This window comes from Bradyrhizobium sp. Kon37, assembly GCF_055807535.1.
This window is the reverse complement of sequence record NZ_JBVVOY010000002.1, coordinates 681,658-703,145: the sequence shown is the minus strand read 5'-3', so window position 1 is coordinate 703,145 and position 21,488 is coordinate 681,658. Positions and strand designations below refer to the sequence as shown.

At 64.4% G+C, this 21,488-nt stretch carries 19 protein-coding genes; 10 read left to right on the top strand and 9 right to left on the bottom strand.

Annotated features, from left to right (window positions below):
• The first annotated feature begins 21 nt into the window (after window positions 1-21).
• The 4 genes from AC0L3J_RS07670 to AC0L3J_RS07655 all read left to right on the top strand — a co-directional run bounded on the left by AC0L3J_RS07670 (window position 22) and on the right by AC0L3J_RS07655 (window position 5,170).
• Complete coding sequence (locus tag AC0L3J_RS07670) at window positions 22-1,365, top strand: TAXI family TRAP transporter solute-binding subunit (RefSeq protein WP_473346697.1); 1,344 nt, start codon at window positions 22-24, stop codon at window positions 1,363-1,365.
• Between the two features lie 149 nt (window positions 1,366-1,514).
• Complete coding sequence (locus AC0L3J_RS07665; RefSeq protein ID WP_473346696.1) at window positions 1,515-2,507, top strand: ABC transporter substrate-binding protein; 993 nt, start codon at window positions 1,515-1,517, stop codon at window positions 2,505-2,507.
• A gap of 105 nt (window positions 2,508-2,612) precedes the next feature.
• Complete coding sequence (locus AC0L3J_RS07660) at window positions 2,613-4,256, top strand: DUF3300 domain-containing protein (RefSeq protein ID WP_473346766.1); 1,644 nt, start codon at window positions 2,613-2,615, stop codon at window positions 4,254-4,256.
• Window positions 4,253-5,170, top strand: coding sequence for a DUF2950 domain-containing protein (locus AC0L3J_RS07655; RefSeq protein WP_473346695.1), 918 nt, complete (start codon window positions 4,253-4,255; stop codon window positions 5,168-5,170). The genes AC0L3J_RS07660 and AC0L3J_RS07655 overlap by 4 nt, the downstream gene beginning before the upstream one ends.
• 112 nt (window positions 5,171-5,282) lie before the next feature.
• Here the strand turns inward: AC0L3J_RS07655 and AC0L3J_RS07650 are convergent, their stop codons facing one another.
• The 3 genes from AC0L3J_RS07650 to AC0L3J_RS07640 form a co-directional block, all read right to left on the bottom strand.
• Window positions 5,283-6,977 (bottom strand): MASE4 domain-containing protein, encoded by a 1,695-nt coding sequence (locus AC0L3J_RS07650; protein WP_473346694.1) that lies wholly within the window; start codon window positions 6,975-6,977, stop codon window positions 5,283-5,285.
• Between the two features lie 102 nt (window positions 6,978-7,079).
• On the bottom strand, window positions 7,080-8,447 hold the full coding sequence (locus AC0L3J_RS07645) for an amidase (protein ID WP_473346693.1): 1,368 nt from the start codon (window positions 8,445-8,447) through the stop codon (window positions 7,080-7,082).
• A complete protein-coding gene (locus AC0L3J_RS07640; RefSeq protein ID WP_473346692.1) occupies window positions 8,428-9,624 on the bottom strand; it encodes an MFS transporter in 1,197 nt (398 codons plus the stop codon). The genes AC0L3J_RS07645 and AC0L3J_RS07640 overlap by 20 nt, the downstream gene beginning before the upstream one ends.
• 26 nt (window positions 9,625-9,650) lie before the next feature.
• On the opposite strand from AC0L3J_RS07640, the gene AC0L3J_RS07635 reads away from it, so the two are divergent.
• Complete coding sequence (locus tag AC0L3J_RS07635) at window positions 9,651-9,986, top strand: hydroxyisourate hydrolase (protein WP_473346691.1); 336 nt, start codon at window positions 9,651-9,653, stop codon at window positions 9,984-9,986.
• On the opposite strand, the gene AC0L3J_RS07630 is transcribed toward AC0L3J_RS07635, so the two are convergent.
• From AC0L3J_RS07630 to AC0L3J_RS07615, 4 genes are read right to left on the bottom strand one after another with little or no spacing between them, the layout of a single operon-like run.
• Window positions 9,987-10,802: an ABC transporter permease gene (locus AC0L3J_RS07630; protein ID WP_456764918.1), complete on the bottom strand. Its 816-nt coding sequence runs from the start codon at window positions 10,800-10,802 to the stop codon at window positions 9,987-9,989.
• Entirely contained in the window at window positions 10,802-11,665 is an 864-nt protein-coding gene (locus tag AC0L3J_RS07625; protein ID WP_473346690.1) for an ABC transporter permease, read from the bottom strand. Before AC0L3J_RS07625 ends, AC0L3J_RS07630 begins: the two co-directional genes overlap by 1 nt.
• Before the next feature lie 19 nt (window positions 11,666-11,684).
• Entirely contained in the window at window positions 11,685-12,731 is a 1,047-nt protein-coding gene (locus AC0L3J_RS07620; protein WP_008138281.1) for an ABC transporter substrate-binding protein, read from the bottom strand.
• 30 nt (window positions 12,732-12,761) lie between these two features.
• Window positions 12,762-13,856 carry an ABC transporter ATP-binding protein gene (locus AC0L3J_RS07615; RefSeq protein ID WP_354204391.1) on the bottom strand — a complete coding sequence of 365 codons (1,095 nt, stop codon included), beginning with the start codon at window positions 13,854-13,856 and terminating at the stop codon, window positions 12,762-12,764.
• A gap of 88 nt (window positions 13,857-13,944) precedes the next feature.
• On the opposite strand from AC0L3J_RS07615, the gene AC0L3J_RS07610 reads away from it, so the two are divergent.
• Window positions 13,945-15,327 (top strand): amidase, encoded by a 1,383-nt coding sequence (locus AC0L3J_RS07610; RefSeq protein ID WP_473346688.1) that lies wholly within the window; start codon window positions 13,945-13,947, stop codon window positions 15,325-15,327.
• Here AC0L3J_RS07610 and AC0L3J_RS07605 read toward each other — a convergent pair.
• Together AC0L3J_RS07605 and AC0L3J_RS07600 are read right to left on the bottom strand one after the other, a co-directional pair.
• A complete protein-coding gene (locus AC0L3J_RS07605) occupies window positions 15,324-16,073 on the bottom strand; it encodes an aspartate/glutamate racemase family protein (RefSeq protein WP_473346687.1) in 750 nt (249 codons plus the stop codon). The genes AC0L3J_RS07610 and AC0L3J_RS07605 overlap by 4 nt on opposite strands.
• Window positions 16,074-16,075: 2 nt before the next feature.
• Window positions 16,076-16,786: a GntR family transcriptional regulator gene (locus AC0L3J_RS07600; RefSeq protein ID WP_473346685.1), complete on the bottom strand. Its 711-nt coding sequence runs from the start codon at window positions 16,784-16,786 to the stop codon at window positions 16,076-16,078.
• A gap of 205 nt (window positions 16,787-16,991) precedes the next feature.
• Between AC0L3J_RS07600 and AC0L3J_RS07595 the strand changes: the two genes are divergently transcribed.
• The 4 genes from AC0L3J_RS07595 to AC0L3J_RS07580 all read left to right on the top strand — a co-directional run bounded on the left by AC0L3J_RS07595 (window position 16,992) and on the right by AC0L3J_RS07580 (window position 21,486).
• On the top strand, window positions 16,992-17,732 hold the full coding sequence (locus AC0L3J_RS07595) for a maleate cis-trans isomerase family protein (protein ID WP_473346684.1): 741 nt from the start codon (window positions 16,992-16,994) through the stop codon (window positions 17,730-17,732).
• On the top strand, window positions 17,732-19,153 hold the full coding sequence (hydA, locus tag AC0L3J_RS07590; protein WP_473346765.1) for a dihydropyrimidinase: 1,422 nt from the start codon (window positions 17,732-17,734) through the stop codon (window positions 19,151-19,153). Before AC0L3J_RS07595 ends, hydA begins: the two co-directional genes overlap by 1 nt.
• A 249-nt stretch (window positions 19,154-19,402) precedes the next feature.
• Complete coding sequence (locus AC0L3J_RS07585; protein ID WP_473287386.1) at window positions 19,403-20,065, top strand: response regulator; 663 nt, start codon at window positions 19,403-19,405, stop codon at window positions 20,063-20,065.
• A complete protein-coding gene (locus tag AC0L3J_RS07580) occupies window positions 20,065-21,486 on the top strand; it encodes a sensor histidine kinase (protein WP_473346682.1) in 1,422 nt (473 codons plus the stop codon). The genes AC0L3J_RS07585 and AC0L3J_RS07580 overlap by 1 nt, the downstream gene beginning before the upstream one ends.
• Window positions 21,487-21,488: the final 2 nt, after the last annotated feature.

Genomic DNA, 21,488 nt, shown 5'->3' with positions numbered 1-21,488 from the left:
CCGATTCACTATGAGCGCCACATGGCCCCTGCGAAAATGCCGATCTGGCTTCGTTCCATCATTGTCGCCAGCGCTGTCGTGCTTGTGCTTGGAGCTGGCCTGTTCGGCTACCGGTGGTATTCTCGCCCGACGACGCTGACCATCGCGGTCGGATCGCTGGATGGCGAAGCCACACGGCTGGTATCGGCATTGGCAAGCCGGCTTGCCGCCGTGAACGCCCCGGTCCGGCTCAGACTGGTGGAAACCACCAACGCGGTTGATGCTGCCGAGCAATTTGCGGCGGAAAAGGTCGAGCTTGCTGTCGTCCGCGGCGACGTCGGCGACCTATCGCAGGCGCAGGCTATCGTGGTTCTCGCCCATGCCGTTGTCCTGCTGGTTGCGCCGCCGGGCTCCTCCATTACCGAAATCGCTGGTCTGAAGCGCACCAGCGTCGGCGTGATCGGCGGCGAGATGAATCGCAAGGTCGTCGACGTCCTCAGCGACGAATACGGCCTTGGACGCGCCAACGTGACATTCCGCAATCTCCAACCAGCAGACGCGCGGCGGGCACTCGATGCCAAGGAGGTACGGGCGATTCTGATCGTCGTTCCCCTTGCGGAAAAGTATCTGGCCCTCTTGCGCGGCCTCTTTCTGCAAACGCCGAAGACCGCACCGGTCCTCCTTCCCGTCGAGGCGGCTGGTGCCATCGCGGAAAAGCAGCGCGCCTTTGAAAGCTTCGATGTCCCGAAGGGCACGTTGCGCGGTTCGCCGCCTGTCCCGAGCGAGGATCTCACCACGCTGCGGGTGTCGTTCTATGTGGTCGCGCAAAAGCAGCTCAGCGCAGAGGTGGCGGGCAGCCTGGCCGACGCGCTGATGAAGGCGCGCAGGGACCTGCTCGGGGAATTGCCGATCCTTTCGCAAATGACTGCGCCGAGCACGGATTCGGACGCCTTCCTCCCGGTCCATCCTGGCGCCGCAGCATTCTACAACGGAACACAGCAGAGCTTTCTGGACGAATGGGGAAACGCGATCTTCCTCGCGCCCATGATTTTCGGCGGCCTCATCTCCATATTGGCGGCGGCTTGGAAATTCCTTCAGGTGCGTGATCCCTCTAAAGACGAACGGGGCCTGGACTTGCTGTATGCGCTGGGCGCGCGGATACGCAGGACGGAGGCGGAGGCCGAACTGTCCGATATCGAGGTCGAGATCGACCGGGTGCTCCAGGGCCAGCGCGCCAAGGCCGCTGCAGGAGACGAGAATGCGCTCGATGTCACGACGTTGAATGTCGCTGCGCATCGTCTTCAGAGCCTGATTCACGACCGTCGGATCCTGCTGTCCGCGAACGGACATGAGCAAGTGCTCGGTCAGCCAGTTGACCGCACCTGATGGTGGTCACTCCAGACCAAGCCGAATCACGGCCGAACCCAAGCTCAGCGACCTTGATCTTGATCAAACCCTCGGGCCGCCAACCCCGTTTCCTTCGGTAATCGCGTCATGCGAAGGGTGCGGGACATCAGGGGGATAGCGGACGGGCAATGAAGCGTCGTGAGTTCATGGCCTTGGTCGGGGCTGCAGCCGCTTGTCCGGTTTTCGCGCACGCTCAGGACGGGGCACCGCGGCCGATGCCGTCGGTCGGCGTGCTGACTGGCAATGTGGTGGGCGATGGCGGCGCTCAGATGCGCGTCAATGCCTTTCAGCAGGGTCTCGCCGACCTCGGCTGGATCGCCAATCAGAACTACCGACTCGATGTGCGCTGGCCGGGTTCCAATCCGACATGGCAGGAACGTGAAGCTCGCGAACTTGTTGCCACCGGACCCGACGTGCTGTTTGCGACCAGCACGGCGACGACACGGGCGCTGCGGGCTGCAACGCAGGTCATTCCGATCATCTTTGTCGGGCTCTCGGATCCGGTCGGGACAGGCCTCGTCGTCGATCTGGCAAGGCCGACCAGCAATCTTACCGGCTTCTCGCTTTACGAGCATGCCATGAGCGGGAAATGGCTGAGCCTGTTGAAGGACATGGTGCCCGGCATGAGCAGTGCGATGCTTCTGTACAATCCCGAAACCGCGCCATATGCGCCGCTTTATCTTCAGGCCGCACACCAGGTGGAAAGTCGCCTGCGTATGACGGTTGCCGGCGCCTCCGTCCGCAGCGGCGCCGAGATCGCGGGGGTCATCGAGACGGCGGCGCGGAATGGCAGCGGGCTCGTCGTGCTGCCGGATGGCGGTTTCTTCAGTACTCAGAGCGCCATGGCAATCCCGTTGCTGGCCCAGCGCCGCGTGCCGGCGATCTTCGCCGTCCGCTTCTATGCTGTGAATGGCGGGCTGATGTCTTATGGCGCCGACCTGACGCAACAGTTTCGCGACGGCGCTGGGTATGTCGCTCGCATTCTTCGCGGCGCCGAGGTTCGCAGTCTTCCGGTGCAATTCGCCACGAGGTTCGATCTCGTCATCAACATGAGAGCCGTCCACGCCCTCGGACTGGCGATCCCGGAACGATTGCTGATGGAGGCTGAGCTGATTGACTAGCTTGCTCGGGCGTCGCGGGGGATGAGGCAGCGTTTCGTTGATCTCGATCAACAAACGCCAGCTCTCGGGTCTGATGATCGCCGGAACATGTGTATGGAGGATCTGATGTTTTGCTGCGGCAGGACCTTGATGGCGCTTGCGCTCGTGATCGCGGTTCCGCTGGCGGCGGCGGCGCAGACCGCAGATAAGGCGCCCGCCTCCAGCCCGCAGCAGGCAAATCCCCCCGCGCAAGCCGCAGAGCTTCTGAAACCGGAGCAGCTCGAAGCTCTGGTCGCGCCGATTGCGCTCTACCCCGACGAGTTGCTTGCCAACGTGCTCGCGGCTTCCACCTATCCTCTGGAAGTCGTTCAGGCCGATCGCTGGCTGAAAGAGCGCAAGACTCTGAAGGGTGATGTCCTGAAGACTGAAGTCGAGAAGCAGCCGTGGGATGACAGCATCAAGGCGCTGGCCTCGACTGCTGAGGTCTTGGCCATGATGAGCGACAAGCTCGACTGGACCAAGGCGCTCGGCGACGCCGTGCTGGCACAGCAGCCGGATGTGATGGATGCGGTCCAGCGGCTGCGGACCAAGGCTTATGACAACAAGAAGCTGGTGACCACCAAGCAGCAGAAGGTGAGCGTCAAGACCGAGGAAAGCAGGCAGGTGGTCGTGATTGAGCCTGCGGTTCCCGATACGATGTATGTGCCGTATTACGAGTCTGCGACAGTCTACGGCGCGTGGCCCTACACCGAGTATCCACCATATTACTTCGGCTACCCGTCCTACATCGGCGCAGGCGTCGTCGCGGCGGGTCTCGCCTTCGGCACGGCCTGGGCCATCGGTCGCTGGGGCAATTATTGGGGCGGCGGCTGCAACTGGGGCAACCGCAACGTCTATATCAATCACCGGACCACGAATATCGGAAATGGGTGGCAGCACAATCCCTCGCATCGCCAAGGGGTACGCTACAACAACGCCAACGTTCAGCAGCGCTTCGGCAATAGCAATCTGAAGGCCGGCGCCGCCGACCGGATGGATTTCCGCGGCCGCGACGGACAGCAGAAGCCGGGACAGGATCGGCCAGGTGCGGGAGATCGCGCAGGAGATCGTGCCGGCGACCGCGCAGGTGATCGAGGTGGTGACCGACAAGGCGCGGGGGATCGTGCCAAGGCGGGAGGCGATCGTGCCAAAGGTGGCGGCGATCGCGCGGCCAAAGGCGGTGGTGCCAAGAATGCCGGCGCAAAGAGTGCTGGCCCTAAAGCGGGCGGTGCCAAGGGCGGCGGCACCAAGGCCGCGAACCGCGGTGGTGGCGGCGGCGCCCTGAACGTATCGTCGGGCCGCTCGGCGGCCGCAGCGTCGGCCCGTGGCCAGGCGAGCATGGCGAGCGTGGGACCGCGCGGTGGCGGCGGCGGAGGTGCGAGCTTCGCCGGCCGAGGTGGCGGCGGAGGCTTCCAGGGTGGAGGTGGCGGAGGCCGGGGTGGTGGTGGTGGCGGCGGCGGACGGCGTTCCGATATCGCGCTGAAGCACGATGTCGTTCTACTCGGCCATCTCGCAAGCGGCCTTGGTTATTACCGCTTCAGCTATATCGGCAGCGACAGGGCCTATGTCGGGGTCATTGCGCAGGAAGTCCAGGAGGTGAAGCCAGTAGCCGTTACCCGCGGAGCCGATGGTTATCTCCGGGTCTATTACGAGAAGCTCGGTCTAAAATTCCGTACGTATCGGGATTGGCTCGCCGGCGGCGCGACGATTCCTGCGCAGGTGATGCCATGATGAGCTTCAAGTCGCTTCATCGCGTCGCGTTGCCGGCCATCATGGCGCTGGCGCTCCTGAATTCGCCGTCCTTGGCGCAGCGGTCCTATCCGACACCGGAGGATGCGGCAGCGGCGCTCGCTGCCGCCGTGAAAAGCGGGCCGGACCGGGCCATCCTGAAAGTGCTCGGCAGCGCTGCCGAGGACATCGTCTCGTCCGGTGATGAGGTCGCCGACGTCGACATTCGGAAACGCTTCACCTCGATGTACGACGCCAAGCATTCGATCAAGGCGGAGGGTAACAAGAAGGCAATGCTGATGTTGGGTCCGGACGACTTCCCGTTCCCGATCCCGCTCGTCAACACCAGGACCGGCTGGGAATTCGATGCCGCCGAAGGCCGCATCGAAGTGCTGTATCGCCGCATCGGCCGCAATGAGCTCGACGCCATCCAGACCAGTCTCGCCTTTGTCGATGCCGAGAACGACTACGCCGACAAGGATCGCGGCGAAGGGGCCGGCGTGTACGCACAACGCATCGTCAGCAGCGCGGGCAAGAAGGACGGGCTGTTCTGGCGTGACGACAATGACCAGAGCCCGCTCGGCGCATTGGCAGCGCAGGCTTCGGCTGAAGGCTACAAGGCCGAGGAGGGGGCGGCGCCCTACCACGGCTATTATTTTCGGATCCTGAAGGGGCAGGGGTCGAACGCGCCGGGCGGCGCGCTCAACTATGTGGTCAAGGGCAAGATGATCGGAGGTTTTGCACTGGTCGCCTGGCCTGCCGAGTACGGCAATTCCGGCGTCATGACCTTCCTGGTCAACCATGCGGGCGTTATCTACCAGAAGGATCTCGGTTATCGGACCAATGTTCTCGTTTCCCGCATGACTGCATTCGATCCGGACCAGACCTGGAAGAAGGTCGATGGTGCAAAACCCTGAGCGACGCACGCAGATAGTGCGTCTGGCACCCTCGTATCGGTCGCCAACCTCAGCACGATCATGATCTCTATGAAGTGAGCGAAGGCGGAACGATCGTGACGGTCTCGTAGTGTCATTGCGACGAAGCGGGAGCGGAGATTGGCATCTCTAACTCGAAAACGGAGCCCCTGACGTCCGATTTGATCAGCCTCAGCTTTCCTCCACACCTTGCAACCAGGTTGGAGGAGATGGCCAGTCCCAACCCCATACCGCCTTGCTTCGTCGTGAAGAAAGGGTCGAAGATGCGCTCTTGATGACGCGGTGTGATGCCGGTGCCCGAGTCCTCGACGGACAAATGAACCGCTGAGCCACCATCGAGGGCAGTTTTCAGACGGAGCTCTCGTTGGTCGGCGGGGACAGAGCTCATTGCGTCAATCGCGTTTTTGCAGAGGTTCAGGACAATCTGCTGAAGCTCAGTGCCGTCCAGTGCGACTGGAGGTATGTTGCCCTGAAGCTCCGTCGTCACTGATACGCCATTGGCCAGGAGATCGTGCTTCAACAGTCTCAGCGTGAGCTCCGCGATATCCTCAACGTTTGCCGAAGCGCCGCCGCGCGCCGTTTTGATTGTCATCTCGCGAATGCTCGATATGATGTCAGCCGCCCGATCGCCGTCGGCTTCGATGTCACAGAGGATGTTCTCGAGTTCCTCGAGTTCGGGGGAGGCAGCTCGCAAGTGACTCAACCCTGTCGCAGCATTGAGCGAGATGGCCCCCAATGGCGATCTCAGCTCATGGGCGATCGCGCCAGTGACCGCGTCGATGCTGAGAAGCCGGTTCGCTCGTTCGCGTCGCTGTAGGGCAATGACGCTGGCAAGGCGCGAATAGATAAACATCGTTTCGATGAGCAATACGGTCAGCAACATGCAACTGCCGACCAGAACGAAACCGCGTGCTGCGTACCAACCGATGGTGAAGCGAACCGAGCTGCCGATGATCGCTACCAGAAAGTTCGGCAAGTAGGCGAGCAAAGTCACCATCAGCCAAAGGTCAAGAATGGTGCGCATGCGCGCAAACAGGACAGTGAGAGCAGTCACATTCCAAAGCAAAAGTATCAGGTTGACCTGATTACCGAGAGGCGTCTGATGCCTGACGTCGTTCACGTAGAAGCTAGGGAGAAATTCGGTTTTCGCGGTCACCATCCACGTCAGTGCTGCCACGGTGGCAGCGATGCAGCCGAAGGCTAGTACGATCGCGGCTATTGCGGGTCTGCCTGGTCGGCCTGCGGTGGAGTGATCCTTTGTGAATCCGTACACCAGGATAGCCGCGGGAAAAGCCGTGTGCCAAAGCACGTAAAGCCAAGCGGGGCTATCCAGTCCATTTCCAATGACACCTGCGGTAGCGTATCCGTTCGGAAAGGCGAGCGTTTGCAAGAATGCGAACGATCCGCTGAAAACGTATCCACTTGCGAGTGCGAGAAGTGCCCGTTGGGGCTGGATCGAAAATTGAGCAAACAGCAGGGCTGCCGTGATAAACTCGGCCAGGGCCAACGCGGTCTGCAATACTGGAACGAAACCATTGATCTGGCCCAATTGGATCCGGGCGAACGGCGCGATGGCCGCTGCAAGGACGATGAGCAAGACGGCGACACCCACCGCCCAGGCCTTTTGGCGAGGGGTTGCGGGCATGTTCGCGATGATCAATGGGAATTCTTGCTCATCATCGTAGGGGGGCTCGGCGGCTGCATTGGCCGATCGCTGGCTCGCTCGCGCAATGCCCGGCCCTGATGCTGTCGCACCGCCGCCAAGTCCCATGAACTTGCGCTGGCTCATTCCGCCTCCGGGACCACGAGACAGCATCTTACTCGTCCCCGCGCCCGTTGAAAGCCCATAAGCGGGATCGGCGTGTTCGGAAGAGACATCTGACGGCCGGACTTATGTTCGCAACATGGCCTCGATCTCTTGCGCTGCTTCAAGCAGCGTGCGGTCTTGTCCGCGCGCGGCGATGACCTGAAGGCCGAATGGAAGTCCGCACCGATCCGTTCCGCACGGTATCGAAATCGCCGGCAGGCGGGCATGATTGACAAAGGGAGTTAACGCCGCGTGCGCGCGCGGACTCGCCACGCGGCCACCGATCGTGTCGGGTCCGGACTGGGTGAATGGCCAGGCGACACAGGGCACGGTTGGCGCCAGCAGCAGATCGACCTCCGTGAAGAATGCAGCGAAAGCATTGGCGATCGCGGCGCTTGCCAGCAGCGCACCGGCAACGTCGGCGCCCGACCACGACAGCCCTCGCTCGATCTGCCTGGCGATGTCAGGATCGAAGACGGCCGGATCCTCGCGGAACGCGTCTCGGTAGAGTGCGGCGAGCCCGGCGTGCTGAAGCGGCATGATGGCCTCTTCCGTCGCGCCCGCCGGCCAGACGGGATCGCGCTGCGCGATGCTGAGGCCTGCGGCGGAGAGACGCGCGATTGCGAAAACGAGCCCGTGAGCGACAACATCATCAACGGCGACGTCGAGCCCAAGCCGTGGCGAGAACGCGATGCGCAGACCGGCGATGTTTTTGGCCTCTTGAGCGATGGGGGCGGAATCCGGGTCGCGCGGATCGATACCGGCCATCGCCTCGAACGCCAACGCGATATCGGCGATAGCGGTGGCGATCGGCGCGATGACGGAGAGGCCGAAGAACGGTTCGGCGAAGCCGGGCCCATAGGGGATCGCGCCATACGACGGCTTGAACCCGGCGATGCCGACATGAGCCGGCGGCCTGCGGCTCGATCCGCCCGCATCGGTGCCGATCGCCAGCGGCACGAGGCCGGCCGCAACCGCGGCAGCAGGGCCGCCCGACGAGCCGCCGGGCGTCAAGGTGGGATCGAGTGGATGCCGCGTTGGCCCATACAGCGGCGAGGTTGTCACGCCCTTGCAGGCGAATTCTGACGTTGCGCCGATGCCGACGACGACGGCGCCGGCCTTGCGCAGCCGCTCGATCGCAATCGCGTCCCGCGGTGCGACGAATTCGGCGAACAAGCGCGAGCCCTGTGTCACACGCCAGTCGCCGACCCAGATGTTGTCCTTGACGATGACGGGGACACCGGCGAGCGGCATCGTCTCGCCGGCACGCAAGCGATCGTCGACCGCTGTGGCATCGGCAAGCGTACGTGCGGGAGCGGTCGTCACCACCGCGTTCAGCGCCTTGGCGGCCTCGATGCGCGTAAGCGCGGCCTTGGCAGTCTCGACCGCACTCGTTCGACCGGCAGAAACGTCGGCCGCAATCTCGCACGCGCTACTTTTTCCCTTTGTCATGGCATCCCCAGATCAGTGCCAATGTGCCGCAGAGGGCGAGGCACGCCAAGGCGACGAAGGCGGCACCGAGACTGGCTGCGCCGTCCAGGAGCGACACCAGCGCCGGCGCCGCCAAGAGGCCGGCATAGGATGCGGTCAGCACCGCGCCGGTCGTTTCGCCAATCCTGTCCTGCGGGGCGAGGCGTGCGATCTCGGCCACGAAGACACCGTTCCAGCCCGAGGCCGTCAGGCCGAACAGAGTTGCAATCGCAAACTGGCCCGTCCGTCCGAGCGATGCGCCGTCGAGGCCGAGCAGCGCGGCGCAGAAAGTCATGCCGAGGCCGATGACGACGAGAACTCCGCGTGAGGCGTTGAGGCGCATTGCGACGAGGCCCCAGCCGAGCCGGCCGACTAGCCCGCCGGCCTGGGCGCAGGCAAGCGCCATGCCGGCCTCGACATGGCTGAGGCCGAGTTCGCGGGTGCCGAGCGTGACGAAGACCGTATTGAGCGACACCTGCATCGCGCTGAACGGCATCGAGGCCAGCGCCAGCATTGCGATGCGCCGGTCCGCGGTCACCAGTGCCAGCCGCGTTCGAAGGCCAAGCTCCGGCAGTGGAACGACCTTCACGGCGTAGGCCGGCCGCAGGCGCTCGAACCATGCTGTCGCCAGCAGCGCACAGGCGCCGACGACTGCGTAGCACCAGGCCGCTCCCAGCGAGATTGCGATCACGGGCAGAACCAGCGAGCCGCAGACCGCGCCGATCTGGTTTCCGGTCTGGCGAACCGAGAACACGAACGCGCGCCGCTCGGCCGTCACGAGCCGCGCCAGCAGCGCCGCGCTTGCGGGGGTCTCCGGTCCGAAGGCGAGGCCAAGACAGAGGCCGGCTGCGAGCAGGGCCGCCGTCGAGCCGAGCGAAGCCAGCGCCATGCTAGCGATGATCGCCGCCGCGCAGAGGCTCGCGATCCGCAGCGAGCCCAGGCGGGCGATGAAGCCGCCACCCCAGAACGAGGCGGGAATGCCGACCGCGAACACGGCGCAGGAGAACATCGAGAGCTGCCAGACCTCGATATGGGCGCGCGGTGCCACCACGCCGGGCGCGAACAGAGCCAGCGCCACCAGCGCCTGCAGCGAGGTCATGGCGCCAAGCGCCGGCAACAATGCGGGCGCTGGCCGAACGGCCGTGTTTGCGTCTACCATGGCGCTGCGTTCATTGGAGGAACATCGTGGCAGGCGGCATTTCCATTCACGCGGTCGATGTGGCGAGCGGACGCCCGGCGCAGGGTCTGCGTGTCGAGATCTGGCGGATCGATCCGGACTCGCTGCGCGTCGCCGACGGACGGCTTGCTGCCAACGGCGTGCTCGATCATCCCGTTGCGCAGGGCGCGGGCGTGACGGCAGGCGAGTACGAGGTCCTGTTTCATCTCGGCGAGTTCTTTGGCGAGCGCGACGGGTTTCTCACGGTGACGCCGTTCCGCTTTCGCATCGAGAATGTTGACGAGCATTTTCACCTGCCGCTGAAATTCACGCGCTGGGGCTATTCGCTGTTCCGCGGCGCCTGATCAGTTGGTCAGCCGCCGCGACAACCCCGTGACGCGCTCCATGATCGCGACCAGCGCGACGGTCGCAATGATCAGCACGCCCGACAGCGCGGCGATGGTGACGTCGAGCTTGCCCTCGAGGTCCTGCCACATCCGGATCGGCAGCATGTCGGTGGCGGCATCGCGCAGGAACAGCGACACCGGCACGTTGTCGAACGACGACATGAAGGCGATGAAGGCGCCCGCGATGATGCCCGGCCGGATCAGCGGCAGCACGATGCGCCGGAACGTGTAGATGCGGCTGGCGCCCAGCACGGCCGAACTTTCCAGCAGGGTCGGCTCGAGCTGGGCCAGCGCCGCAATCGTGTTGCGCACGACATAGGGAACGCACACCACGGTATGGCCGATCACCAATGTCAGCGGCGACACCGGCAGTCCGACCAGAGAGAACAGCATCAACGCGGCGAGACCGAAGGCCAGCGCCGGCAGCACCAGAGGGGACATGAACAGGGAATCGAGCAGCCGCGCCGACAGCTTCGGCGAGCGCGAGATCGCGAGCGCTGCGGCAACGCCGAGCACCACGGACAGTCCCGTCGCCCATACCGCCACGATGAGGCTGTTCTTGGCCGCGAAGTGCAGCTGCCAGGCGTTCCACAATTCGGCGTACCAGCGCAGCGAATAGCCCGGCGGCGGGAAACGCAGCGAAAAGCCGCTGGTGAAGGAGACGGTCAGCACCACCAGCGACGGCGCGATGATGATGACCAGCGCGACGATCGCGACCACGGTCATGACCAGCTCGAAGCTAAACGCCTCCAGGGTACGCTTGCGCCCGCTCATCACGCACCTCCATAGCCGCGCGACAAGCGGCCGAGCGTGGTGAAGATGGAGACGACCGCGAGAACGGCCAGCAGGAAGATGATCGAGATCGCGGAGGCAAACGGCCAGTTTTGCAGCGTGGAGGCCTGCTGGTAGAGATACATTGGCATGAACAGCATCTGCCCGCCGCCGATCAGCGACTGGGTGATGAAGGCTGTGATCGCCGCGGCGTAGGTCAGCGTGCAGCCGGCGATCACGCCGGGCAGCGACAGCGGCAACACGATCCGGAAGAAAGTGCGCCAGCTCCCGGCCCCGAGCGAGCAGGAGGCGTCGTCGAGATTGGGATCGATGCGCCCGAGCGCGGTGATCAGGGGCAACGTCATCAGCGGCATCTGCACCTGCGCCAGCGCGAGCACCACGCCGAACTGGGTGTAGAGCAGTCTTAGGGGCGTATCGATGATGCCGAGGGATTGCAGCGTCGCGTTGATGATGCCCTGGCGGCCGAGAATGACGATCCACGCGAAGGTCCGGACCACGACGCTGGTCAAAAGCGGTAGCAGCACGATCAGGATGATGATGGTCTGAAGCCGCGGCCCGACCCGCTGGTAGAGCCAGGCGATGGGAAAGCCGAGCACGAGGCAGACGGTAGTCACCTCCGCCCCCAGCAGCAGCGTCGAGCCGAGCACGCTGAGGCTGAAGGGGTCGGTGAGGAAGTGCAAATATTGGCCGAGCCCCCAATGAAGCGCGGCCGTGTCGTTGTGGAGCGACAGCCAGAGCAGTTGCAGCAGCGGCGCCACGAAGAACACCAGGAAGAACAGCGCCAGCGGCACTGCCAATCCCATCCCGTAGGAGGTCACGTCCCGTGGTGCCGGTGCTGCGCCCATGGTCAGGTCCCTGAAGCTCTTAGATCTTGATCTCGCGGTTGAAACGCTCGATCCAGGCCGAGCGCTGCTCGTTGATCTTCTTCCAGTCCTGGAACACGAATTTCTGCTTCAGCTCCGCGGTGTCCTTGGCGAGCACGCGCGCGATCTCGCCGCCCATCGTCACCTTGGAATTGGTCGGCACGATTAGATAGGGCGGGTTCATCAGCGTGGTCTGCACCTCGGGCGTCAACGACGCCTCGATCAGCTTGAAGGCGAGCTCGCGGTTGGGCGAGTTCTTGACGATGTGGATCGTGGTCTTGAAGGCGATGGCGCCTTCCTTCGGGGCCACGAACTCGACCGGCACGCCGCGCGCTTTCAGGATCTGGATGGCGTTGAAATTGCCGGGCGAGATGTCGATCTGGCCCTGCTGGAACAAGGTCGCGAGCGCGCCGGGATTGGCGGCGACCGCGGCGAGATTGGGCTTCAGCTCCTCGATCGCCTTGAAGCCTGGATCGACATTGGCTTCCGAGCCGCCGCGCATCTTGGCGATCTCGACCAGCCAGCCGGTCCCGAGCGTCGAGTTGAGGTTGGTGATGCCGACGCGGCCCTTGAACTCGGGCTTCCACAGATCGGCCCAGGAGGTCGGCGGCGTCTTGACGGCCTCCGGATTGTAGGTGAGGCCGACGACCTGGAAGAACGGGGCGGGGCCCATCGGCTCCTGTGCCTCGGCGATCAGGTCCTTGTAATAGGCGCTCTTCTCGACCGGATAGGGCTCAACCAGGTCCTGGCCGATCGCGACCAAAGCGGGGCCGGGATCGTGCAGCATGACGTCGATCGGCGGATTGGCCTTGGCGGCGTTCACCTTGGCGATCTGGTCAACCGAGAGCATGGGGTCGAGCACCATCGCGGCGTCCGCGTTGGCCTTACGGAAGGCCGGCACTAGCACGGCCTTGTGCGCCTCCTCCCAGCTTCCGGTGAAGGTCGCAAACACCAGCGGGCGGGCCTGGGCATAGCTCAATCCGGGAAACGCCTTCATGGCACCGAGTGTGAGTGCGGTCGTCATCAGGCTTCGGCGGTTCATGATCATGGTCGAACTCCCTCTGGACAAAGACTGGATCTAAAGCGTTGCAGGAAAAGCGTTGGCCAGCGACGGGGCGAGCGGCGCGAGGCGCACCGCGGCGCCGCTCTCCAGCGTGCGCGTCTCGCCGATGCGCGCCTGCGAGATCTTGACGCCGGAGCCGTCGGCGGTGGTGACCTCGTGCACGACCGTGGCCCCGAGCGGCAGCGACATGCCGACCACGCCGGCAAAGCCGGTCTCGTCGCCAACGAATTGCAGATGCTCGGGTCGGATACAGACGGTGACGCGGCCGCCTTCGGTGAGAGCGCCGCCGGCGGGACGCGCGATGATTTCCGCGCCGGCGTCGAGACGGACTTTTGCTGCCGTCCGATCCGCCGAGACGACCACGCCGGGCATGCGATTGCTGGCGCCGACGAAGGTGTTCACGAACAGCGTCTGCGGCCGGTCATAGACGTCGGACGGCGATCCGAACTGCTCGAGCTTGCCGTGGCTCAGCACCGCGACGCGGTCGGCCATCGACAGCGCTTCTTCCTGGTCGTGGGTCACGATCAGCGTGGTGATGCCGGAGACGCGCTGGAGCCGCTTGACCTCGATCTGCATGTCGAGTCGCAAATTTTTGTCGAGCGCGGCAAAGGGCTCGTCGAGCAGCAGGATCGACGGCTTGATCGCCAGTGCGCGAGCGAGCGCAACGCGCTGCTGCTGGCCGCCGGAGAGCTGCCGTGGCAGTCGTTCCGACATGGTCGGGAGCTGCACCAGATCCAGCAGGCGCTGCGCTTCGCGCTGGCGGGTCGCCTTGTCGATGCCGCGCGCGGCAAGCCCGTAAGCGACGTTCTCGCTGATGCTGAGATGGGGGAATAGTGCGTAGTTCTGGAACACAATGCCGACCGCGCGACGGTTCGGCGGCAGCGCGTCGACGATGTCGTCGCCGATGATGATCCGCCCCTGCGTCTGCGCGATGAAGCCGGCGATAATGCGCAGCAGGGTGGTCTTGCCGCAGCCGGAGGGGCCGAGCAGGGCGATGATCTCGCCACCCTTGATGTCGAGATTGATGTTCTCGACCGCGAGCGCGCCGCTCGGATAGCGGTGGGTGACGGCGTCGACGACGAGGGATCGGCCGCCTTGCGCTTCAGCCATGATGTTGCCTCCCATTGTCCCGAGGAAGAAAGCAAGTCTCGTGCCCGCGCCGGTCGCTTTTCGCTGCGAGGTTTGGCATTGTGGGGCGATGACATCGATTTGCGATCTCACCGCCACGGCCCTCGCGCGCGCCATCGCGAAGGGCGAGCTGTCGTCGCGCGAGGTTGTCGAGGCGCATCTCGAACGGATTGCGCACCGAGACGTGCAATTGGCGGCATTTATGACTGTCGATGCGGAGGGCGCCCACCGTGCCGCGGAAATCTGCGATGCCGCGCCCGCGCCGTTCGGTCCGCTGCACGGTGTGCCCGTAGGGATCAAGGACCTCACGGACACGGCGGGGCTCGCGACCACCTATGGGTCGGTTCTGTTTCGTGATCACGTCCCGGCCGAGGACGATCTCGTGGTCGCGCGGCTGCGGCGTGCCGGCGCGATCATCCTGGGCAAGACCAACACGCCGGAATTCGGCTTCGGTGCGGTCTGCACCAACAAATTGTGCGGGCCGACTCGCAATCCGTTCGATTCCGCGCTGACCTCGGGCGGTTCGTCCGGCGGCTCCGCTGTCGCGGTCGCGGCCGGCATGGTGCCACTGGCGCACGGCACCGATTTCGGCGGCTCGGTGCGCACGCCTGCGAGCTTCTGCGATGTCGCCTCGATCCGGCCGACGGCCGGCCGCATTCCATCGCCGCGCCGCCCGCTCGGCTGGGACATGCTGGCCTCCCACGGTTTTCTGGCCCGCGGCGTCGACGATCTCGAACTTGCGCTGTCGATCTGTGCGGGAGGCGATGTGCATGACCCGCTCTCGATGGGCGTCGTCAATGACGAGCGGCCGGTTGCAGCACGTCCCCGGATCGCAGTGACGCCCGATTTCGGTGTCGCGCCCGTTGCGCGCGACGTCCGTGCGCGTTTCGCCGCGGCCTGCGAGGCGCTCGCGGGCGTTGCCGATGTCATGCCGTCCGCGCCCGATTGCGGCGGTGCGATCGCGACATTCCGGACGCTGCGCGCCGCGCACATCGCCAACAGCCATGGCGAGCTGCTGAGGACGCGCCGCGCCGAGCTCACGCCCACCGTGATCTGGAACATCGAGGCGGGCGCAAAGCTCTCCGCGGAGGACTATCTCAACGCCGAGCGGCGCCGCACCGACATCTACCGCAGCTTTCGCGAGCTGTTCACCCGCGCCGACTTCCTGGTCGCGCCGGCGGCGTCCGTCTTGCCCTGGCCGAACGAAATCAGCGATGTCACCGCGATCGACGGCGCAGTGCTGGAGACCCCGATCGACTATCTCGCCGTCACTTTCATCGTGTCGCTGGTCGGTTTCCCGGTGCTGACCCTGCCGGCGCTGCGAGCGGAGAGCGAGCTGCCGTTCGGCATCCAGATCATTGCCCCACCGGGATGCGAATCCCGTCTGTTTGCCTTCGGCCGTGCCATCGAGAACGAACTCGGTTTTTCTCATCGCTGGCCGAAGCTCCCCTAGCTGTCGCGATGCTCGAGCCGGGCGGCGAGCGCGTCGGCAAGGCCAAGGGTGGGTTTGGCGGCGGGGCGGCGGTATGTGCCTGCAGTTGCCTTGCGCAGGCGTAGCGCCACCAGCGCCTCCGCTTGCTTCACTGCTGCGACGACCTGATCGACGACAGGAACGGGGATCCGTTCGGCGACGCGCTCGGCAAGGCCCGAAAGTGGCGCGCCCGCGAAAATCAAAACATCGGCGTCGTTCTCGACGATCGCACGCTGAGCAAGTCCGACAAGCACATCTTCCTTCTCGGTGCCGACCTCCGAGATCGCCTGGAACGGCGTATCGAGCATGCGGATACCGGCGCAGCGCTCCCACAGCCCGTGGGCGCGGACGCATTCCTCGTACCAGGGGCCGAGCGCCTGGGCGAAGGTGACGATGGCAAAGCGGCGCCCGGCCATGCAGGCCGTCAGCATTGCCGCTTCCGCCATGCCGACCACGGGAATGTCGAAGGTTTCGCGCGCGGCGAACAGGCCGGGATCGCCGAAGGCGGCGATGATCGCGGCGTCGACCTTGCGGTGCTGCTCGGCCAGCATTTCCAGTGCGATAGCGCCGCCGATCTGCGCCTCGGTGCGCGTCGAGATGTAGGGCACGCCGCGGGTCGCGGTGCAGGGGATCAGCTCGGTCCCGGGCGAAGCCGCGCGCTGCCCGACATCCGTCATCAACTGGGTGACAGCGGTGCTGGTGTTCGGGTTGAGCAGCAGCAGCTTCATGATTACGCCGCCGTCTGCTTAGCTTGGGAGGCTGCGATCACTTCGAGCAGAGCTGTGCCGGTGCGCCGGACATGGGCGCCGAGCAGGCGTCCTGCGGTTTCGCTATCGCGCGCCTCGAGCGCGGCAAGGATGCCGGCGTGCTCGTCGACCGAATTGCTCCAGCGGCGGTCGGCGCCGAGCGCGAGGTAACGCGCGCGTTCGGCGCGGGAGATTAGCGTCTCGTGCGCCTCGCGAAGCGGCGTGTTGCGCGCCATGCGGACGATGGTGTTGTGGATCTCGCCGTTGATAGCGAAGTACTCGTCGAGCTTGCCGTTGCGATGATGACCTTCCATGCGGGTCTGGAGCGTGCGCAGGCGGGCGAGATCGCGCACGGTGGCGCGCTCCGCGGCGAGCTCGGCGGCCAGCCGCTCGATGCCGGCCAGCGCCTCGAACAATTCCGAGATGCCTTCGACCGCGAGGCTCGCGATGCGCGGGCTGCGGTTGGGGCGCAGCTCGATCAATCCCTCCGCAGCCAGCACCTTCATCGCCTCGCGCAGCGGCGTGCGCGACACGCCGAGCTCCTTCGACAGCCTGGTTTCCTGGGTCTGCGATCCCGGCGGCAGCTCGCCGCGAATGATCATCGTCCGCATCCGCGCGGCGGCGCGCTCGTGCAGGCCCATCCGCTTGAGTTTGGGCGACTTTCGGCCTGGAATCGGTTCGGATTTCTGCTGCACGCCGACCTTCCTGCTGACGTGCGATCGTAGCCAATTTCCTTTGTGTGAGGTGCCCAAATAGAAGACGTATATGGCTCAAAACACATGCATATCGAATAAATTGTATGCAGCATGCAGATTGCGGGTTGCGTGGACGGATGCGGACGCGGATGATCTTTTGAGGAAGCGGAGGAGCGCTTTCGCCGCAACGGAGCGACTGCGATCGATGTCAATTATGCGCAAACGCCTCGGCATGATCACGCCCTCCTCCAATTCGGTGCTGGAGCCCGTCACCAGCGCGATGCTCGCCGGCGTCGACGGCGTCACTGCGCATTTCTCGCGCTTCCGGGTCACCGAGATCGCGCTCGACACCGCCGCGCTGAACCAGTTCGATGCCTCGGTGATGCTGCCGGCGGCGGACCTGCTCGCCGACGCGAAGGTTGATGCCGTCGCCTGGAACGGCACGTCCGCAAGCTGGCTCGGCATCAGCCGCGACCGGAGCCTTTGCGCGGCAATCACGGCGCGCACAGGCGTGCCTGCGACAACGTCGACGCTTGCCTGCATCGATGCCGCCCGTGCGCTCGGCGCCAAGCGCGTTGGTCTCGTATCGCCCTATACCGACGACGTGCAGCGGCGTATCGGTGACGTCTGGGCCGAGGAGGGGATCGCCCCGCACGCGGAGCGGCACCTCGGACTGCGCGACAATTTCTCTTTCGGCGAGGTGGCGCCTGCGACGATTGCTGGCATGATCCGCGCGGTGGCGGCTGACGGCGCTGATGCTGTCGTCATCCTCTGCACCAACCTCGATGGCGCCGCGCTGGCGGCCTCGCTCGAACGGGAATTGAATGTCGCGGTGCTCGATTCAGTCGCGGTCACGCTGTGGCGAATCCTGGAGCTCGCCGGCGGCGGCGCCGGGGCTCTTGCCGACTGGGGGCGGATCTTCCAGACATCGACGGTCATCAAGTGATGGAGACTCCTGTGACGCAGCTCGATCTCGCTATTCGCGGCGGCACCATCGTGACCGCCAGCGACGAGTTCCGCGCCGATATCGGCATTCGCGACGGCCGCATCGTCAGCATTGCCGATCATCTCGATAGCGCAGCGCGCGAGATCGACGCGACGGGTCTGCTGGCGTTGCCGGGCGGGATCGACAGCCACGTCCACATCTCGCAACCGTCCGGCCCTGACGTGGTGATGGCCGACGATTTTGCATCCGCAACGCGTGCGGCTGCTGCCGGCGGCAACACCATGGTCCTCCCGTTCGCGCTTCAGGAGAAAGGCACGTCGCTGCGAGCCTGCGTCGAGAACTATCGCAAGCTCGCCGAAGGCGAGTGCTATATCGATACGGCGTTCCATCTCATCATCTCCGATCCGACCGCGGTCGTGCTCGGGCAGGAACTACCGGCGCTGGTCAAGGACGGCTACACCTCATTCAAGGTGTTCATGACCTATGACGACCTCGTGCTCAGCGACAAGCAGCTGCTGGAGGTCTTCGAGGTCGCGCGCCGCGAGGAAGCGCTGGTGATGGTTCATTGCGAAGGCTACGACGCCATCCGCTTCCTGACCAACAGGCTGGAACGCGAGGGCCATATCGCGCCCTATTATCACGGCGTGTCGCGGCCACAGGCGGTCGAGCGCGAAGCCACGCATCGTGCCATCAGTCATGCCGAGGTGATCGGCGTTCCCATCATGATCGTGCATGTCTCCGGGCGGGAGGCGATGGAGCAGGTGCGCTGGGCTCAGCAGCGCGGATTGCCCGTGCATGCCGAGACCTGCCCGCAATACATCACGTTGACGGCCGACGACATGAAGGGCCTCAACATGGACATCACGGGCGCGAAATACGTCTGCTCGCCGCCGCCGCGCGATGCCGAAAGCCAGCAGGCGATCTGGGAGGGCATCACGTCAGGCGTGTTCCAGACCTTCTCGTCCGATCACTGCCCGTTCCGCTACGACGATCCCAAGGGAAAGCTGACGCCGAACGGCCGTACCTCGTTCCGTTGGGTGCCGAACGGCATTCCGGGTGTCGAGACCCGGCTGCCGATCCTGTTCTCCGAAGGCGTGTCGAAGGGACGGATCAGCCTGCAAAAATTCGTCGAGCTGACCGCGACCAACCATGCGCGCATCTACGGCCTCTATCCGCGCAAGGGCTCGATCGGCGTCGGCTTCGATGCCGATATCGTGCTGTGGGACCCCAAATTGAAGAAACCTATTCGGCAGGCCGATCTGCATCATGGTTCGGATTACACGCCATGGGAAGGCTTCGACGTCACGGGATGGCCGGTAACGACGATCGCCCGTGGGCGGGTGGTGTACGAACACGGCAGGATCGTCGGCGCCAAAGGTGCAGGCGACATTCTCAGCCGCGGCAGGTCGAGCCTGATCTGATCGAGCTCAACACATTGCTGCTCAACTGTGCCGCGCGTGCGCGGGCGCGATGGCTGTCTCAAGTCCGGTCATGCTGAAGTCGGAAAAGAACCCGGGGTGGGCTGCCGATCGAGGTGTTCGACGGATACCTTCTGTCTGCGCCATGACCTAGTATCCGCGAGGGCTCCGATTTGATCTTTCAATCCTGTCCTTCTAGCCTCACGGTGACGTCTCCCTCGCACGGGTGGTGCGAACGCAAGGGCTTGTTCAGTGAGGATTCTGATTGTCGAGGACGATGCCGCCATGGCGCGGGGCCTTGCCGAGCGGCTCAAGCTGTCCGGGTTCGCCGTCGATATCGAGGCTGACGGGGCTTCGGCGGCGCAGACCGCGTTGCTGGAACCCTACAGCCTCATCATCCTGGACATCAACTTGCCGAACGTGTCGGGTTTCGGAGTCCTGCACAAGATACGGCAAGCCGGGTCGACTGTTCCGGTCATGATTCTGACTGCCCGTTATACAGTCGGCGACAAGGTCAGCGGGCTCGATCTCGGCGCTGACGATTACCTCTCCAAGCCGTTTGATATCGCCGAGTTTGATGCCCGCGTCCGTGCGCTCGTGAGAAGAGGGCAGGGGCTGCCCAATCCGACCTTGATCTGTGGCCCGCTCGCGTACGACCGCGCCGCGGGCACGATTACGCTGAGCGGCCGGCCGCTTGAGTTGCGACGGCGCGAGTTTGCCGTGTTGGAAGTGCTGATGACCCGCGCCGGCAAAGTCGTGTCCAAGGAGCGTCTGATCGCGGAGGTATTTGGCTTCGACGAGGCGGTAGCGCCGAACGCGGCGGAACTCTATGTTGGTCGCGTTCGCCAGAAACTCGGTCCCGACGGGCCGCGGATCCGCACCGTCCGCGGGCTAGGGTATCTGCTGGAGGTATAGTGATCGCCACCTGGCGGCCGTCGTTGAGGCGAACGCTCCTCACCAATCTGGTGGCGCCCGCCATTGTATTGGCGATCGTGCTTGGAATCGGCGGCATGTTGCTGATCCAGCGCGTAGTCCAGACAGTCCATGACCGGTTGCTCGATGGGTCGGTTCTCGCCATCGCCGAACGTGTCGGCGTGGAAGATGGCGAACTGACCGTCGACTTGCCGCAGGTTGCGCTCGGCATGCTGGAAAGCCAGTCGCACGATAGCATTTACTACAGCGTGACTTACCTCGGCGAATTGATCACCGGGTACAAGGATCTTCCATTGGCCGGCTTCGATCGATTGAAGGCTGGCGAAACCGGCCATCGAGATGGTGCGTATCGCGGCAAGACGGTTCGTATCGGCGCGCAGGCGCGGCAGGTCTACGGCAGGCCAGGGCTGGTCCTCGTCGCAGTGGCCGAAACGGTGCAGGCGCGCCGCGTCGTCGAACGTGAAATGCTGATCGGACTGGCGATGCTCGAGGCCGGGTTGATTAGCCTCATCGCTTGCCTCGGCTGGTACGCGGTCGATCGAGGCCTGAGGCCGCTTGGCGAACTCAAGCAAGAAATCGACGCGCGCGGTATTCAGGGCGGTCCAAATCTCAGTCCGCTCGACCTTTCCCGGGTGCCGCAGGAAGCTTTAGCACCGGCGCTCGCGGTAAATTCCCTGCTACAGCGGCTGGATCTGGCCATTGGACTGGTGCGCCGATTCACCGCCGATGCCTCGCATCAGATGCGAACGCCGTTGGCGATATTGCGGACGCATCTCGATCTGGTGCGACGCCTGGGCTCGGAGACGCCGGCGGGCCAATCTGCTCTCAACGAGGTCGATAACGCCATCAACCGCCTTGAACGGCTGCTCGGGCAGCTCGTGACACTGGCGCGGGCCGACGAGCAGAACATTGCGCAACCGGCCGCGGAGAACGTTGACCTGAACGAGGTCGCCTTCAATGTCCTGTCGGAGCGTGCCCCACAGGCTTTCGCGCGCGACATCGACGTCCAGTTCGATCGATTTGACGGTCCGGCGGTCATCGCCGGCAATACCGTCCTGATTGGCGAATTGCTGGCAAACCTGATCGACAATGCCATCCGCTACAACCGCCCCGGGGGGATGCTCCTGGTTCGCGCGGTTGTTGACGCCACGACCGCGCGAATTGAAGTCGAGGATACCGGTCCGGGAATTCCGGAGGCCCATCTGGCCCGTGTCTTCGAGCGTTTTTATCGGATTCCGATGGCGAACGGCCCTGAGGGCAGCGGCCTTGGACTGGCCATCGTGAAAGCGTTGTCGGACCGTCTCGGGGCTCATATCGTGCTTGCACCTGGCCCGGAAGGCCGGGGCCTGCGGGTTTCCGTGAGCTTTCCTCTTGCCAAGCGTGATGGTGAAAGCTCAAGTTAGGC